The 15,366-nt window shown below is 64.5% G+C and carries 18 protein-coding genes; 10 read left to right on the forward strand and 8 right to left on the reverse strand.

Going from position 1 to position 15,366, the window contains the following annotated elements; all coding sequences use genetic code 11:
• Positions 1-3: 3 nt before the first annotated feature.
• Positions 4-1,317: a phosphomethylpyrimidine synthase ThiC gene (locus tag ACFVVI_RS23875; RefSeq protein ID WP_387446914.1), complete on the reverse strand. Its 1,314-nt coding sequence runs from the start codon at positions 1,315-1,317 to the stop codon at positions 4-6.
• A gap of 13 nt (positions 1,318-1,330) precedes the next feature.
• On the reverse strand, positions 1,331-2,005 hold the full coding sequence (locus tag ACFVVI_RS23880; RefSeq protein WP_387446915.1) for a hypothetical protein: 675 nt from the start codon (positions 2,003-2,005) through the stop codon (positions 1,331-1,333).
• A gap of 92 nt (positions 2,006-2,097) precedes the next feature.
• On the opposite strand from ACFVVI_RS23880, the gene ACFVVI_RS23885 reads away from it, so the two are divergent.
• Both ACFVVI_RS23885 and ACFVVI_RS23890 read left to right on the forward strand, forming a co-directional pair.
• Positions 2,098-3,414, forward strand: coding sequence for a helix-turn-helix domain-containing protein (locus tag ACFVVI_RS23885; RefSeq protein WP_387446916.1), 1,317 nt, complete (start codon positions 2,098-2,100; stop codon positions 3,412-3,414).
• Positions 3,411-4,061, forward strand: a complete 651-nt coding sequence (locus ACFVVI_RS23890; protein WP_387446917.1) for a 2'-5' RNA ligase family protein — start codon at positions 3,411-3,413, stop codon at positions 4,059-4,061. The genes ACFVVI_RS23885 and ACFVVI_RS23890 overlap by 4 nt, the downstream gene beginning before the upstream one ends.
• 124 nt (positions 4,062-4,185) lie before the next feature.
• On the opposite strand, the gene ACFVVI_RS23895 is transcribed toward ACFVVI_RS23890, so the two are convergent.
• The 3 genes from ACFVVI_RS23895 to ACFVVI_RS23905 all read right to left on the reverse strand — a co-directional run bounded on the left by ACFVVI_RS23895 (position 4,186) and on the right by ACFVVI_RS23905 (position 5,359).
• Positions 4,186-4,455: a DUF6301 family protein gene (locus tag ACFVVI_RS23895; RefSeq protein ID WP_387446918.1), complete on the reverse strand. Its 270-nt coding sequence runs from the start codon at positions 4,453-4,455 to the stop codon at positions 4,186-4,188.
• Between the two features lie 144 nt (positions 4,456-4,599).
• On the reverse strand, positions 4,600-4,794 hold the full coding sequence (locus ACFVVI_RS23900) for a hypothetical protein (protein ID WP_387446919.1): 195 nt from the start codon (positions 4,792-4,794) through the stop codon (positions 4,600-4,602).
• 67 nt (positions 4,795-4,861) lie between these two features.
• Positions 4,862-5,359 carry a DUF4442 domain-containing protein gene (locus ACFVVI_RS23905; protein WP_387446921.1) on the reverse strand — a complete coding sequence of 166 codons (498 nt, stop codon included), beginning with the start codon at positions 5,357-5,359 and terminating at the stop codon, positions 4,862-4,864.
• A 461-nt stretch (positions 5,360-5,820) separates the two neighbouring features.
• Here ACFVVI_RS23905 and ACFVVI_RS23910 point away from each other — a divergent pair, with 461 nt between their 5' ends.
• Positions 5,821-6,591 carry an SDR family oxidoreductase gene (locus ACFVVI_RS23910; RefSeq protein WP_387446922.1) on the forward strand — a complete coding sequence of 257 codons (771 nt, stop codon included), beginning with the start codon at positions 5,821-5,823 and terminating at the stop codon, positions 6,589-6,591.
• Between the two features lie 135 nt (positions 6,592-6,726).
• Here ACFVVI_RS23910 and ACFVVI_RS23915 read toward each other — a convergent pair whose 3' ends face one another.
• A complete protein-coding gene (locus ACFVVI_RS23915; RefSeq protein ID WP_387446924.1) occupies positions 6,727-7,125 on the reverse strand; it encodes a DUF4345 domain-containing protein in 399 nt (132 codons plus the stop codon).
• A 78-nt stretch (positions 7,126-7,203) separates the two neighbouring features.
• On the opposite strand from ACFVVI_RS23915, the gene ACFVVI_RS23920 reads away from it, so the two are divergent.
• The 3 genes from ACFVVI_RS23920 (at position 7,204) to ACFVVI_RS23930 (ending at position 9,849) form a co-directional block, all read left to right on the forward strand.
• Positions 7,204-7,806, forward strand: coding sequence for a TetR/AcrR family transcriptional regulator (locus ACFVVI_RS23920; protein ID WP_387446926.1), 603 nt, complete (start codon positions 7,204-7,206; stop codon positions 7,804-7,806).
• Positions 7,807-8,491: 685 nt separating this feature from the next.
• Positions 8,492-9,013 carry a flavoprotein gene (locus ACFVVI_RS23925; protein WP_387446928.1) on the forward strand — a complete coding sequence of 174 codons (522 nt, stop codon included), beginning with the start codon at positions 8,492-8,494 and terminating at the stop codon, positions 9,011-9,013.
• Between the two features lie 23 nt (positions 9,014-9,036).
• On the forward strand, positions 9,037-9,849 hold the full coding sequence (locus ACFVVI_RS23930) for an alpha/beta fold hydrolase (RefSeq protein ID WP_387446930.1): 813 nt from the start codon (positions 9,037-9,039) through the stop codon (positions 9,847-9,849).
• Between the two features lie 31 nt (positions 9,850-9,880).
• Here the strand turns inward: ACFVVI_RS23930 and ACFVVI_RS23935 are convergent, their stop codons facing one another.
• The gene (locus ACFVVI_RS23935) at positions 9,881-10,384 is read right to left on the reverse strand and encodes an SRPBCC family protein (RefSeq protein ID WP_378989720.1); all 504 of its coding nucleotides are present in this window, start codon (positions 10,382-10,384) and stop codon (positions 9,881-9,883) included.
• A gap of 166 nt (positions 10,385-10,550) precedes the next feature.
• Here ACFVVI_RS23935 and ACFVVI_RS23940 point away from each other — a divergent pair, with 166 nt between their 5' ends.
• From ACFVVI_RS23940 to ACFVVI_RS23950, 3 genes are all read left to right on the forward strand, one after another.
• Positions 10,551-10,916 carry a BlaI/MecI/CopY family transcriptional regulator gene (locus ACFVVI_RS23940; RefSeq protein WP_378989721.1) on the forward strand — a complete coding sequence of 122 codons (366 nt, stop codon included), beginning with the start codon at positions 10,551-10,553 and terminating at the stop codon, positions 10,914-10,916.
• Positions 10,913-11,863 carry a M56 family metallopeptidase gene (locus ACFVVI_RS23945; protein WP_387446931.1) on the forward strand — a complete coding sequence of 317 codons (951 nt, stop codon included), beginning with the start codon at positions 10,913-10,915 and terminating at the stop codon, positions 11,861-11,863. The genes ACFVVI_RS23940 and ACFVVI_RS23945 overlap by 4 nt, the downstream gene beginning before the upstream one ends.
• A 79-nt stretch (positions 11,864-11,942) precedes the next feature.
• On the forward strand, positions 11,943-13,895 hold the full coding sequence (locus ACFVVI_RS23950) for a peptidase (RefSeq protein ID WP_387446933.1): 1,953 nt from the start codon (positions 11,943-11,945) through the stop codon (positions 13,893-13,895).
• A 12-nt stretch (positions 13,896-13,907) separates the two neighbouring features.
• Here ACFVVI_RS23950 and ACFVVI_RS23955 read toward each other — a convergent pair whose 3' ends face one another.
• Positions 13,908-14,744, reverse strand: coding sequence for an SDR family oxidoreductase (locus ACFVVI_RS23955; protein WP_378989724.1), 837 nt, complete (start codon positions 14,742-14,744; stop codon positions 13,908-13,910).
• A gap of 136 nt (positions 14,745-14,880) precedes the next feature.
• Here ACFVVI_RS23955 and ACFVVI_RS23960 point away from each other — a divergent pair, with 136 nt between their 5' ends.
• Positions 14,881-15,354: a MarR family winged helix-turn-helix transcriptional regulator gene (locus tag ACFVVI_RS23960; protein ID WP_387446934.1), complete on the forward strand. Its 474-nt coding sequence runs from the start codon at positions 14,881-14,883 to the stop codon at positions 15,352-15,354.
• Positions 15,355-15,366 lie beyond the last annotated feature (12 nt).

A 15,366-nucleotide genomic window follows, 5' to 3' on the forward strand; every position in this document is an offset into this window, starting at 1 on the left:
TGCTCAGCTCTCCACAGGAGTGATCGACAACGGAGCGGTACCGGCGGGGACGGGAATTTCCTCGTTGGCCTTCTTGGCTGTCAGGTGTGGGCACAGCGATCCGCAGATCGTGCACGGTGCACCAGTTTTCAATCCGGCGTTGATGAATGCGTTGCCAGCCAGCCGTGGGTAGAGCGCGTGGGTGGCTTGCACGTCCCAGTTGTTCGCGCGCCGAGCGACGGAGATGGCGCGCTGGCGGGCTGCTTCGTCGGTGTTGTCGCGGCCCAGTTCGAGGGCGGTGATGGCGACTTTGACGTTGCGTACGGCTTCGGCGGTGTCGGGTCCGGTGGGCATCAGGTAGTGCTCGACCTGGGTGATGGAGGCGAACATGTCTCCGCCGTGCTGCCCGGCGGTGGCCACGCCGATGGTGTTGACGATCGAGTCGAGGGTGACAGCGTTGTCGATGACCATCGGGCCTGCCAGCCACAATGGCGCGCCACCGAGGGCCTTCTTGTAGGCGGGGATGATTTCGTGGATGCGGTGCAGCGGGATGTGGCCGCCGGTTTCGCACAGGACTTGAACGCCGGCGTCGAGGGCTAGGCGGCGCAGCGTGGCCAGCAACTCGATCTCGCGCCATTTCAGGTCGTCACCGGCATCAGCTGTGGCGCCGGGGCGGAAAATGTCGCCGAGGTCGAGCACCACGCCGCGGCGTCGGCAGATCTCGAGGATGCCGTCGAAGTACTTGTGCAGCGGCGATTCGGTGTTGTGCATGCGCATGTAGCGCGCGATCAGTCCGCCACCGCGGGAGGTGGTGGGCATGATCCGTGTCGACTGCTCACTCATTCGCGCCAGCTCCGGGTTGATCCCGGCGTGGATCAGCGCGAAGTCGACACCGGAGTCCAGGCCGAGTTCGAAACGTTCCAAGAATTCGGCACGACCGAGCTTCTTGCGGGGCTGGGCGAACAGGTCGTAGGTGAGGCAGCAGCCCAACGGGATTCCCACCACTTCCTTCAGCTCGCGGCGCAGCGCGATGCCCTCGGGGTTGGTGGTCAGGTCGATCACCGCATCGGGTTTGGCAGCCAGGATCACCGACATGCTGTCGACGATCGCGTCGCGGTTGGTGTCCCTGGGGCCCAACCCGATCAGCGCCGTCACTTTTCGTCGAGTACCCGCACCGACGAAGATCGGGACAAAGTCCTTGTGATGGCGAGAATCGTTGGAACGCAAGAACACCAGAGTGCCGCTCGCGATAGCGGTCGCGGCCTCGGTGACTGCGATTCCTTCGCGCGCGCAGGTTTCGAGGAACTGTGGATCAGTCGAGTAGTCGAGATCGAGCATGGTGGTACACCTTTCAATCGCTGGATATGGGGGAGGAAAGCTGCAGTGGTCGCGACACGGCTGCCTGGCCGGTACGGAGGTCGCCCCAGTCGATGACGTGGCCGGCGACGATGGTCCATGCTCGGTGCAGCTCGTCGAAGTCGACGGGCGCTCTCGCGTGGAACTTCGCTTCGAATCCGATATACGCGGCCGCCAGTTCATCTAGCGCGGCGCCGTAATCCCGGTCGGGCAACCTGGAGTGGTTCGCGACCCAGGCATCGACCAGTTCAGCGAGTTCAGCTCTGCGCGTATCGATTCGGGCAGTGTTTGCGGGGTTGATGTGGCGGCAACGGTGCAGGTGGGCGAAGGCTTGAGCCCAGCGTGCGATCAGGTGGTCACCAGGAAGGTGTCCGAATGCGCCACGGAAGGCGGAGATCAGCTGGTAGCCGGTTGGCAGTTCGTGCGCGGTGAGAAAAACGTCGACGGTTTCCGCCGCATGGGGGTTGTCGGCAACAGGGGAACTCGGGATAGCCAGGGTGAGGTTGACCCAACCGGCTTCTCTCATCACCCCGACCAGCTTGACTAGATCGGTGAGCGAGTGGCTCGACATGTGCGGCCTCCTGGCGACGCATCCGGCAGTGAAGGGCATCGATCTGGCGGCCTCGCCATGGATTCCCGGGAACAGGTGCAGATGAAAAGCGTCGCCCACCAGCGGTATCGGAGGTAACCGCGTAGCGATCGCATACCGTAGGCGTATCGTGTGTACTTCCGAGATCAGGTGCTGAAAAGTAGGAAGCGGCGATGATGCGAGGGCGGGCTTGGACAGGCTTTGAAGCGGCTGCGCTTCAAGAGGCGATGCGAAAGTCGATTCGAGAGTTCGCCGCCTTGCTCGGTGTCGAGACGACCACGATCAACAACTGGCGCTCTGGCCTGAGCTCCGTGAAACCCAGATCCACGGCGCAAGCAATTCTGGATACGACGTACCGGCAGCGTGCATCTCCAGCGGATAGAGAACGCTTCGAGCAGATCGTGGCGGACGGGGAAGCCGTTTGGCGGGACCGCCATTCAACCGTGCTGCGTCACACCCAGACTGCGATCGCATACACCAACCGCGATGATGACGGGTTGCCGGAGGACGGTGACCAGGCAATCACTACGGATCTGCTCGCGGTCCTAGGTCGCGTCCACAAGCTGAGCCGATCTGTCAATCCCGAGATCATTGACCAGCTGCGAATCAGTACGCACCATGCAATCGCGAACTATGAAACTGTAGATCCTGCCGGACTCGTTCCCGCGTTGAAGCAGCAGCGGGAGTGGCTCGATGGGCTCATCGGTGAATGCAGCCATCCGAAACAGCGCAGCGAGTTGTTCGACATCGCCAGCGAAACTTCGGGACTGCTCGGCTATATCGCCGTCGGAACTGGCCATTATTCGATGGCACGGGCTTACTGTCTGGAGTCTTTCCATCTGGGGGACAATGCGCAGAACGCTAACCTCACAGCATGGGCGCGTGGGCTGCAAAGCTTCTGTGAGTATTACGCGGGGAGGTACGAACGAGCGTTGGACTATGCTCGAGACGGCCTCGCTCGAGCGGAAGATGGGCCGCAAAGCGTAAGACTAGCGATCAACGGAGTCGCGCGAGCAATGGGAAAGCTCGGCGATACTGACGGCGTGCGACGCACGGTGGACCGGGCATACGAGCTGGTCACGTGCGAGAGCGCCCCGGATGGAGTGCCATCCAGCATCTCGCTGGGAAGCTACAGTGCGGCGCAGGTGGCTGGAAATGCCGCGACATCGTATCTGTCGTTGGCGATGCCGGACAAAGTCGAACAGTATGCGGAGCTCGCATTGGCGGACATGAACAACACGAACTCGCCATGGGGTAGGTCGCTGGTGATGATCGACGTGGCCCGCTCGCATGTCTTGGCCGAAGATGCCGACCTGGATGCTGCAGTCGCGATAATGCACGATGCTCTAGACACTTCGCCAGACAAGCCTATGGCCCAGGTTCAGCGCCGAGCTTCGGAATTTTTCCGTGACGTGGCCGACAGGTGGGGGGATACCTCGCAGTTGAAGGGCGTCCGGGATGCGCTGGCAAGTAAGGACGGCGAGAAGTGACTGGAAACTCGGACAGCCTGCGACGCCGTCCGCTCGAAAACGGCCCGCTCGGCTACTACTGGTTCTTGACCTTCGATCACGCTTCGGAACTTCATTCGCGGACCAAAGAATGTCAGCAGGCCATCGATCCGGCGTACTTCAAGACCACGCCGCCCGACGGCCTCCACCTGACGTTGGATCGAATTTCACGCCCGTACACGTGCACCTTCGAGCAACGTGCTTCTATTGCGGAAGCCGCGCAGCATGCCTGCCGAGACCTGGCCCCGTTCAGCTTGTCCGTCGATCGGCTGACCAACATTCGTGGTGCGCTCGGCTTTGTGATCTCACCCGCGGCGCCGGTGATGGAGCTTCGCGACACGCTACGAGCCGCAACGATCTCCGTCTTGCCGCACGCGTCGCTGAAGGAATCAACATCGGATCCCCATGTGACGATCGCGTACCCGGTTTTCGAAGGTCTGGAAGAGGTGGCTGCCACGACGGCAGCGACGGCTGGCAGTGCTATCTACGGCTTCGATGTCGTGACCACCGAGGCTGCGCTGGTTTCGCTCGAACTTCGGGACAACTCCTATATATGGGATGTCATCGAACGGATCGAACTGGGTCGGGGCAGTCGAAGCGGTTTGGCTGAAGCGGGGCTCCCGGGCTAGCGCTGTCGACCGCGACAGATGCAGAGAAGATTCATCACGGATACCTGTCACTTACAGGTCTCGGTCCGGTCGCAGGCTCGGCTCGGTGCCGCCGAGTGCTGGGTATTGCTCAGACCCGAAATCCTCAGCTGAGGACGCAAAGTTCGATGCGAGCGCGCTCTTCAAGATGTCGTTGTGGAACCGTCAGCGTTTTTCGTCGCTTGAAGTCGACGCTGCAGTGCGGCAGGTGGACGTCGAGGTTGGTTCGCAAGCTGGGGCCGAGGCCCCGATCTTCGTGGAGGATGCTCCATCCCGTGGCTTGGCAGAAGCGGGTCACATCCGGCTCGGTCCACGTCCAGCCGAATCCGCGTGCGATGAGGGCGATGTGGACTGCACCGTCAATGTCTGCTCTCACCCGTCAACTCATACACGTATTGATTGGTGGCATTCTGACGGCCAACGATGCGCTGACCGGTTGAGGCCAAGGCCGTTTGGCGAACATCGGCCGGGGCGACGGTGTCCGCGCTGATCCCGCAGGTACGGATGTTCGTCAACCCGTTCAGCATCGGCAGCCAGCCGGTAGGCCGATCTCGTTGGGGGTCTTGTCTGTCCGGATCCACCGGAAGCTGGGATGCCGCAGCAGACCGTCGTCGCTGATCTCGCGATACTCGACGTCCGTGACGAACACCGGCTCGACCCACCACGCGGTCCGACCACGGCTACACCAGATCCGCTGGTTTCCGCGCCGTGCCACTTCTGATTCCTTGGATGCAGGACTCAGCGCACGTCGTGCACCGTAACTCTAGAGATGGGATTCTGCGTCAGGCGGTCTTCGCGACAGCGGTCCTCGATCGACGCGCATAGAGCTGTTGCTGGGCGCGAGCGACGACTGATCCGTCGCTCGCGACGATCTCAGTCGAGTGACGGGTCACAGACTTGCTGCCATCAGCGGTCACGCGGCGAATCGCATCAACCTCATCCGACGTGAGTTGCATTGTCGCAGTTACGGTCCCACGACCGGCTTTGAAGAACTCGATGCTTGCTGAGGTGTTCCATACGACGTAGTCGGCGCCGAGCTGCTGCAATGCCATGAGCCCGAAGAACGGATCGGTCATGGCCGACAACGTCCCGCCGAAGGCAGCACCGTTGTGATTGCCGTTCCACCAGCTGACCCGGTGTCGAACCCGAACGGTAGTCCAGTCGTCTGCCACGTGCTCAACGCGAACGCCGGCGAAGAGCAACGGCGGATACAAGCTCATCCCGATCCGGAACGTCCGCGGCGAGATGATCTTTCCGACCAACTTGCTTCCAGGCTTCACTTCCACCCCTATCGGTCGGCCTCCACACTTCGACGACTCGACATTACCGACGCTCATGATCTTAGTCAGGATTGATACATCAATGATTGACCAAGGACAGATCGACGAGCGACCGCACGAATACGCGACAGTTGACGATTCCGTGTGCACAGACGGTCATTGACCGAATGATCTGACGCCCGCAGGACAACCGCATTCAGGGCGTGGCCAAACCTGTCTCTGTCGCCGCCACGGACACCTCGGTTTTTCCTGTGGGTGGTACTTTCCGCCCGCGACCGGGGGCCGTGCACCGCAGATCGGCAGATGGAGATCGGAAACAGCTGTCGGTTGCAGCCGATTGCGCAGCTACTGCGCTGCGCTGCAAGGGATTTCGGTGTGTTGTTCGGCACCGGATTTCGTGGTTCACGCTGCGTGTTCGACTCGTTACTCTTCAACTACACGACGTAGTAGAAGAGGTGGGTATGAACGGGCTGCAGAACAAGACGGCGTTGGTCACCGGATCGAGCCGAGGAATCGGACGTGCCATCGCGACCAGGCTCGCGCGCGACGGGGCGCTGGTCGCGGTGCACTACGCGACGAACGGGGACGCGGCGGCGCAGACCGTGGCATTGATCGAGAACGCCGGTGGCAGCGCCTTCCTGGTCCGTGCCGAACTCGGTGAGCCGGATGCGGTTTCGGAACTGTCTGCGGCGCTGGAGATGGAACTCGAAACCCGGACGGGGACGGCGAGATTGGACATTCTGGTGAACAATGCCGCGCACGCCGGGTTCGACGAGATGGCGCCGGAGGAGGTGACGCCGGAGATCTTCGACCGCTTCATCGCGGTCAACGCCAAAGCGCCGTTCTTCCTCGCCCAGCGTGCACTGAAATTGATGTCGTCCGGCGGGCGAATCATCAATATTTCGTCGGGCATCACCAGAACTTCTCATCCCGGTCAAACGGTCTATGCGATCAGCAAAGCCGCCATGGAGCAGATCACGGTGCAACTGGCGCGGCACATCGGCCCCCGGGAGATCACGATCAATACCGTTGCCGCCGGCGTGACGAACAACGGAAGCCTCATCTTCTCGAATCCCCAGGCTGTCGCGGAGATGGCCGCATGGTCGGCCATCGGCAGGGTCGGCGAGGTCGCCGACATCGCCGACGTTGTCGGCTTCCTTGCATCCGACGACGCCCGCTGGATCACCGGTGCCTACCTCGACGTCTCCGGCGGCATCCTCGCCGGTCGATGACACGATGACACCGGCCGGCCGTGAGGCCGGCCCGTGTCGCCGGGAGTGATGATTTCTGCGAGTCGATCTGGTTAGTCGCCGCGACGCTGCCCGCGCTTCACGCCTGCGAAAACCCGCGTGGCCTCGCCCCAATTCCTAGGTGGGGATCGCGGTCGTGACGCGTTCGAAACGCCGCACGACAAACGCATGCGCTACTGGGATCAGTAGCTCAACGGGAATCATCAAGACGTAGAACGCATGCGGTGCTCCCGCGACGGTCCACGCCAGAATCCTGGCCAACCCGCCGAGGAAGAACAGCAACCCCAAAGCATCGATCACTCTTGCCCGGCCGACGACATCGGCCGCCGTCCAGATGAAGGCTGCACCGTAGGCGGCGAAGAGCACGCTGTAGAAACGCAGATCCGACTCCATTGTGGCGTTGACCTCGCCTCCACCGATGTAGGTGGCTTGACCGAACAGCAAGTGCGCCAACGCGATACCGACCACGGCAACACCGAACACTCGCAGCCACACCTGAAACACGCGCATCGTCATCCCCCTTATTTGACAACTGTCGAATAAGGCTACGGTAGCCGTCTCGGGCCGCTCCGGACAAGCCCTACACTGGGCTCGATGCCGCCCCGTCGTATGACCCCGGACGCTCGACGCGTGCAACTACTCGACGTCGGTGAACGGCTCTTCGGTACAGAGCCGTTCGATGACGTGTCGATGGAGCAGATCGCCGCGAGCGCCGGTGTGACCCGGGCGTTGCTGTATCACTACTTCCCGACCAAGGCCGACTTCTTCGCCGCCATCTGGCAGCGCGCCCACGACAGCCTGCGCACCGCCGCACCCCTGCACACCGCGGCCACGGTGCGCGACGGCTTGATCGCCACACTGAGCGGATACCTCGACTTCTACGCGCGCAACCTGCCCCTGGTCCTGATCGCCAACCGCAGCTCGATCGCTGGATCGCCCATAGTGCGCGAGCCGATCGACGCCACCTTTCGCGCCCTGTGCGCAAGCATCCTCGATGCCACCGGCGCCACCGGACACCACCGCGAACTGGCCCAGGCGGCATTCGCCGGTTGGGTGGCATTCGTCCGCGAAACGACCCTGGCCACCCTCGTGGACCGAACCATCAGTCCCTCGGACAACCTCGCGCTGTGCATCGGCGCCCTCGACGCCACCGTCGGAACGCACATCGATCTACACACCGCTTCCCAACGTCGATGAGACCCCGCCCTTCGGGACAACGGTGTTCTGTTCGCGTGGCGATGTGCTTCGCGTTCTGGATCGGCGCGCAATCCGCCGACGAAGGTGACGATGATGTTCGACACTTGTCGCTGACCACTCATGTCGGCAGCGAGCTACGAAACGACCTGGGCGACAGTAGCGAAGGGCAAGCCCTCGGGCGCCTGCTGTAGCGCTGTGGTGGTCGTCTCGCGTCGTGCGGCGGCGCCGAGGGCGGCCCGAGGTTGATCGGTGAGACGGCGCGCTGTTCGTCCTCGGTTGCGACGCGTTCAGCGCGGGTTGCCAATTCGTTGGCGTACCGGTTGGCCGCTCGGGCGGCGTCGCGGTGAGTTGATGTGTTTCGCGGTGCTGGCGATGTTCACCGGTCAGCGTCTCGATCCCCACACGTTGCCCACCGCTGGAGGGACAGCGCAGTACTTTGTCGAAGTCGGTCGTGCGGCATCGATGATGCGAAATTATCCAGCTTCGATTCACGCTCTTCTGCGAGCTGAAAATACTGCATCACAACAGGTTCGGAACATGACCCATGTTCGTAGCTTGTTGGGCACATGATGCGCAAAGCGCGGCGCGACCTGATTACTGGCGACTTGGGTCGGCTGGCGCAACGAGTAGGTGTGGTTCCGACGGAGGTGTGCCGATCTGGCCGATGCCTGCGACGATGGTTGCTATGGCTGAGCGAACCCGGGTGTTGTACGCGATCGTGACAGGCGCGACCCCTGCGAGCGATATCGGCGAGTTGGTCAAACTGGCCCAGGCCGACGGATGGGACGTGTGCGTGGTTGCTTCGCCGAATGGTGCCCGTTTCATCGACGCCGCCGCACTGGCGGCCGAGACCGGGCATCCTGTGCGTTCGCAGTTCAAGGAGCCAGGCACCGTCGACCTCCTGCCGCCGGCTGATGCGTTGATTGTCGCGCCGATCACGTCGAACTCGTTGGCCAAGTGGGCTTGCGGGATCGGGGACACACTTCCCTTGGCGATGCTGGTCGAGGCTGTGGGCGGAGGTCGTCCGGTTGTGGCGGTGCCACATGCAAAGCCAGAGCAGATGGCGTTTCCAGCAATCCGCGAGGCTGTCGACAAGTTGTCCCGGTGGGGCGTGCGCTTCGTCCATATCGACGGAGGACTCGGCACGGTTCCCTGGGGCGCTGCATTGAAGGAATTGGGTCGACCGCGAACCCCGCCCACCGGGTGACCGGCGGTGAGTAGCATCTGCCCATGAGTTCCGGTAAGTCCTCGGTCGTCTTGTTCCATGGCGTCACCATGTCGGCGGCGGCGTGGGAGGACGTCGTTCCGCGCCTGACCGATCATCACGACGTGGTCGCGCTGACAGCGCTCGGGCATCGGGGCGGGCCGGCGGTGCGCGAGCGTCCGGTCAAAGTGCGCGACATCGTTGACGCGGCGGAGCGCATGCTGGACGAGCGGGGTATCGGGAAGGCTCATCTCGCGGGGAACTCGCTCGGTGGGTGGATGGCCATCGAGCTCGCGTTGCGGGGTCGGGCGTTGAGCGTCTGCGCGCTCTCACCTGCCGGGTTCTGGGATGGTGGTGGCCATGGGCAGACCGGCGCGGTCAGGAAGCTGCGCCGCTTGGGCGCCCTGGTCGAGCTGTCCCGACCGGTTCAACCGGTGGTCATGCGATCGGCGGTGGTCCGGCGGCTCGCGCTGCGCGATATCGCTTGTCGCGCTGATCGTTTGACCCCGGCGCAAGCACTGACAGCGGCCGCCGACCTCATCGGGTGCACGGTCACCGAAGACGTGCTCGACACCAGGGAGCAGATCGCGTCGGTGTCGGAGTTGCCGTGTCCGATCACCCTGGCCTGGTCGGAGAAGGACGCGATCCTACCGCCGGCGGTCAATGGCCGCATCGCCCAGGAGCGCTTCCCGCGGGCCCGCTTCGAGATCGTGCCGGGCGTCGGCCATGTGCCGATGATCGACGATCCGAAACTGGTCGCGGCGACGATTCTGGCGACGACGGGCGCCGTGCCCACCACGACGGGCGTGCCGTCGGCGAGCCTTGACGGCGACCGGTAGGAAGACGGTTAGGCCCCTGCGGCGCCCGCGTTCAGTCGTTCGACTCGAAGTGCTGCTTGAGGTTGCGCAGCGTGCGGCGGATGTTCTTGCGCTGGAATTCCACGAAGGTGTCGCCGCCGGTGGCGATCCGGTCGAAGACCTGAACCGCCGCGTCCGGCCATGACTTGCGATCGTCGTGCCAGGTCTCGGTGACCAGGGTGCCACCGTCGTCCGGCTCGAACCGGTAGTCCCAGGTCGCGATACCCGCGCGGATCCATGGCCGCCGGACGCCGATCGCCTCGACGCGGAACGCGAACCGCTGTCCCGGCTCGGCCGCGATCACCACGCAGCGGGTCACCCAGCGAGCACCGCCACGCTTGTTCAACCCTTCGAATTCCATTCCCACATAAGTGGACTCGCGCGGCTGGGCTACCTTCGCACCACGGTTCTCCGGGCTCCACCGACCCATCAGTGTCGGATCGCTGACCTGCTGATAGATGGACACCGGATCGGCAGCGATGTCGATGCTGTCGAAGACGGTCGTGGTGCGGCTCATGGGCACGAACCTAGCCGACTGTGGTGCCGGCGCCGTAGCTCGGTGATCGCCGCCTCGGCGGACCGAGGACATCTCACAGCATGTCGTCCGAAAAACTATGTCGGATAGTAAATTGGGCGGGCGGCATCCGGTCCGGTGGTGTTGTCGCGGCGGACGAGGGGGAGTGATGAAGGGGCTCGGGGCGCTGGAGAGCCAGGTGATGGCTGTGCTGTGGGAGAGTTCGGCGGCGCTGTCGGTGCATGATCTGGTGGATCGGTTGGACAACGACCAGCGGGTTCCCGCGTACACCACCGTGCTGACCGTGGTGACGCATCTGTGGGAGAAGAAGTGGGTGCGGCGCGAGAAGGTCGGGCGTTCCTATCGATACCGGCCCAGCCGGACCCGGGCCGAGGCGACGACCGATCTGCTGCGCGAGATCCTCGACGCCAGCCCCGACGCTCCCGCGGTGCTGTTGCATCTGGTCCGCACGGCCAGTGCGCCCGAGGTCGAGGCGCTGCGCCGGGGACTCTCCGACGACGAGCGCGGACCATGATCCTGCTGACCGCGTTGCTGGCGGCCGGTATCGCGCTGGCTGTGCTCGCTCCAGCGTTCCTGTCCCGGGTCGATTTCACCGCCGCCCCGGTCGCCGGGTTGGTGGCGTGGCTGGGTGCGCTCGTCGCGACGATCGGCTGTGGGGTGCTGGCCGTGATCGCATTGGCGTGGCCGGGCGATCCGCCGGGAAATGTGTTGGCGGGCACCGTGGTGCGCAGTCTGGCCGCGGTCGAACCGGCGGTCGTCACCTGGGCGGCGGGGCTGATCATGCCGATCGCCGTGGTCGCCACGATCGTACCGACCGGACAGCTGGCACGGATCGTCGTCGGCTACCGGGGGCGCGGGGCCGCGCTGCGCCGCAAGCACTGGGAGTTGGTCGAGATGGTGGGCCGGGTCGATGGGGCTGGGGCGAAACTGGTCCGGCTCGATCATCCGATTCCGCTGGCGTACAGCGTCGCCGGGCGCGGTGGGTACGTGGTGGTCACCGACGGGCTGCGGAGCTGCCTGACCGAACCGCAGTGGCGTGCGGTACTCGCGCACGAACACGCGCATCTGCGCGGGTTCCATCACCACATTCTCGGCGTCTGTCAGGTTCTCGCCCAAGCCTTTTCGTGGATTCCGCTCTTCGCCGCGGCTCCGGTAGCCGTCGCCACCTTGGTCGAATTCGCTGCCGATCGGTCGGCCGCGGCCTCGACCGATTCGCGGGCGCTGTCCGGGGCGCTGCATACCGTCGCCTCCCGCATGCCGTCGATCCCGGGCACGCCGCTGCGGTTGATCGATGACTCGCTGTCGATGCGTCTCGAGTGCCTGGCGGCCGCGCCGGAGTCTCGTGCGGTCGCACGCCGAACGGCGATCACGATGCTGGTCGCCATGATGCTGCTCGCGCCTGCGGCGGCGGTGGCCGTGGTCGGTGTGAGTGCGGCACTGGTGAGCGCGCTGGTGGTCTGAGAACCCGCCACAAAAAACTATGTTCCATAGTATTTTGACCGAGAAAGGTGAAATACCTCTAGTTCAGAATTGAGAAGTCTTGCGTTCCACCATCTCCCGTCGGGGACCAGCAGGTTCGACGTACCTACCGATACTCGCCGTCACCCTGATCGCCACAGGTCTCGCGGTGCCGGGGCACGCCACCGCTGATCCAGGACAGACCCGCTATTCGCTGGTCGACGGCTGCTACCGAATCGACACGCCGACAGGGCCGTTGGTCCCGGGAGCCGGGCCGTACCGGATGCGGGCGACAGCGCTCGGCGAATACCTGCTCTACGGTCGCAACGGCGACGTCCTGGCAGCCGGACAGGGGGCGATCAGCCCCGCGAAGAACCCGACGCCGTCGGCGGTATGGAAGGTGGACGGCACCGGTGCGAGCGGATTCGTTCTCAGCAACACCGAAACCGCGACCAGCACGCCCGCCACGTTCGTCCAGGACACCGGGTGCGCGGACTTCCCCGAGGCACAGACCGGCGCCCAGGGAACTCCGGGCCCCAGCGTCGGCGCCGACGGCGCGGTCGTGGGCGCCATCGACGCGCACGCGCACGTCACCGCCTACGAATTCATGGGCGGCAACTTTCACTGCGGCCGCCCGTGGCACCCCTACGGAGTGAGCTACGCGTTGCCCGATTGCGCGCAGTACCGCACCGGCACCAACGGTGTGATCGCCGACTTCCTCGACCACGGCGAACCGTTCCACGCCTCCGACACCCGAGGCTGGCCTACCTTCCGCGACTGGCCGAAACCGTCGGTTCTCACCGCCGAAGGCACCTACTGGACCAGCATCGAGCGCTCGTGGAAGGCGGGCCTGCGCGTGATGACCGTCGACCTGGTGGACAACGAATCACTGTGCGCCATGATGACCGATCGCCGAAACCCCTGTGACGACATGGCTTCGGTGCGCAGGCAGGCCGACAGCCTGCGGGCGTTGCAGGACTACATCGACGCCCAGGCCGGTGGGCCCGGGCAGGGCTTCTTCCGCATCGTCACCGATCCGGCCCGAGCACGCCACGTCGCCGCGTCCGGCAAGCTCGCCGTGGTCCTCGGCATGGAGTTGTCCGACCCGATGGGGTGTGGCGTGTTCCTCGGGCAACCGGAGTGCGGCCGAGCCGACGTCGACCGCTGGCTCACCGAACTTCGCGCCATCGGCGTGAGCAGCTTCTTCCCGGTACACAAGTTCGACAACGCGTTCGGTGGCACGAAAATGGATCACGCTGTCACCGGCCTGCTGGTGAACGCGGGCAACTTCATGCAGACCGGCACGTTCTGGAACGTCCAGCCCTGTCCCGGACCCGAACAGGACAGCACCCAGCTCTCGGTGCCGCTCGCCGGTCATATCAACCAGTTCATCGCCGATCTCACCGGCCCGCTGCTCGGCGGCGCACCACTGCCGCTGTACGCGGCGGGATCTCACTGCAATGCGCGCGGGCTGACCGACCTCGGCGAGTACCTGATCAACGCGATGATCGACCACGGTTTTCTCATCGAGATAGATCACCTCAGCGAAGCCACCGCCGAGGAAGTCATGACGATCATCGAAAAGCGTGACTACCCCGGTGTGCTGTCCTCGCACGGCTGGGACTCGCCCACCACCACCGAACGAGTCTATGCGGCAGGCGGTTTCGCGACTCCCTATGCCGGTGGGCCCGCGAGCTTCGTCCAAGCCTGGCGGGAAGCCCGCGTGCTGCCCCGGCCCGGCGCGGAGTTCGGTTTCGGCTTCGGTTCGGATATGAACGGCATCGCCGGCCAGGGCGGCCCGCTCGGACCCGGCACCATCCGATATCCCTTCGTCTCCCACGACGGCGCGGTGACATTCGACAGGGAACGATGGGGCGAGCGCACCTTCGACATCAACACCGACGGCACCGCGACCTACGGAACCTACGCCGACTGGCTCGAAGCGGTCCGTGTTCTCGGCGGCCCGGAGATCATGGCCGACGTCTTTCGCGGTGCCGAGGTCTACCTGCGCCTCTGGGACGAGGTCAGGTCATGACGCGCCCAGGTGCTACTGACCCTGGTGCGCGGCGTCGAGGAGCGGCTGCCCGATGACACCCATCGCCTGCGACGCGCCACCGAGGACCCACCCGCCGTCAGCGGGAAGCACAACACCGGAGACGTAGTCGGCCAGCGGGGAAGCGAGGAAGCGGCAGACGTTGGCGACGTCGCGGGGGGTGCCGTAGCGGCGCAGCGGGACGCTGCCGGTGACCAGGGCCCGGTCCTGCTCGGTCGGGGCCAGCCTGGCCATGCCCTCGGTGCCATCGATCGGGCCCGGGATCACACCGTTGACGCGGATGCCGAACGGGCCCCATTCCATCGCCAGGACCTTGGTGAGCATGTCGACGCCGGCCTTGGCCGCACACACGTGCGCCTGGGTGATCGTCGGCAGCTCCGACTGCGGTGCCGAGATGTTGATGACGGAGGCGCCGGGCTTGCGCAGGAATTGGTAACTCGCGCGCAGGACGTTGTAGGTGCCGAGCAGGTCGATGTCGACGACCGACTTGAATCCGTTGGCGGACATGCCGACGGCGGCGGCGGGGAAGTTGCCTGCCGCACCGGAGATCATGACGTCGAAGTCGCCGAACTGCTCGTGCACCGATCGCAGGACGGCTTCGGTCGCGCTGTAGTCGCGGACATCGGCGCTCCCACCGAAGGCTTCGGCCCCGAGCTCGCGCAGCCGTTCGACGGCCGCGTCGACCTTGTCCGCGGAGCGGCTGAGCACCGCCACGCGAGCACCGGCCCGCGCGAAGTCCTCGGCCACACCGAGATTGATGCCGCTGGTGCCGCCCGCGACGACGACGACCTTGTCGGCAAGGTCGATCTTCTGGATGAATTCTGACGCCATGCCGGGCAGACTATCAGTAGTACGAACTATTATCTGTAGCGATTATCGGTGATGATGGCTGCCGATGACCGACGCGGGTGTGGCGCCGACTACGATCGCCTCTGCTGTCCAGCTCAGAAATCGAGGTTTCCCACCAGTGACCGAACCGTTGATCCCGGACATGGTCGCCGACCACACCAGCTGCCTGCTGATCAAGCTCGGGCAGGTGATGTTCCGTGTGAGCGAGGATCGGCTCGCCACCCTGGGCCTGCGGACCAGACACTTCATGATCTTGAAGGTGCTGGCAGGCGACCAGGCCAGCTCTCAGCTCGAACTGGGAACCCGGCTGCGCATCGACTCGACCACCATGGTCGCCGCGATCGACCATCTGGAGTCGGCGGGCCTGGCCGCCAGGATTCGCGATCACCGCGACCGCCGCCGGTTTCTCGTCGAGATCACCGAGCAGGGAATGCGCGCCGTCGAGCAGGCCGACGAGCTCGTCCGCACGCTGAACGACGACCTCTTCGACGGTCTGGATCAGGATCAGCGCGCGCACTTGCACCAAGCGTTGCTGGCGATGAATTCCGGCGAGGCGTTGCCGCGGGCTTACGACGCCGTGCGGCAACGCTGACCCCCGCGCGAG

It is taken from the genome of Nocardia sp. NPDC058114, from assembly GCF_042884695.1.
Lineage (GTDB): Bacteria > Actinomycetota > Actinomycetes > Mycobacteriales > Mycobacteriaceae > Nocardia.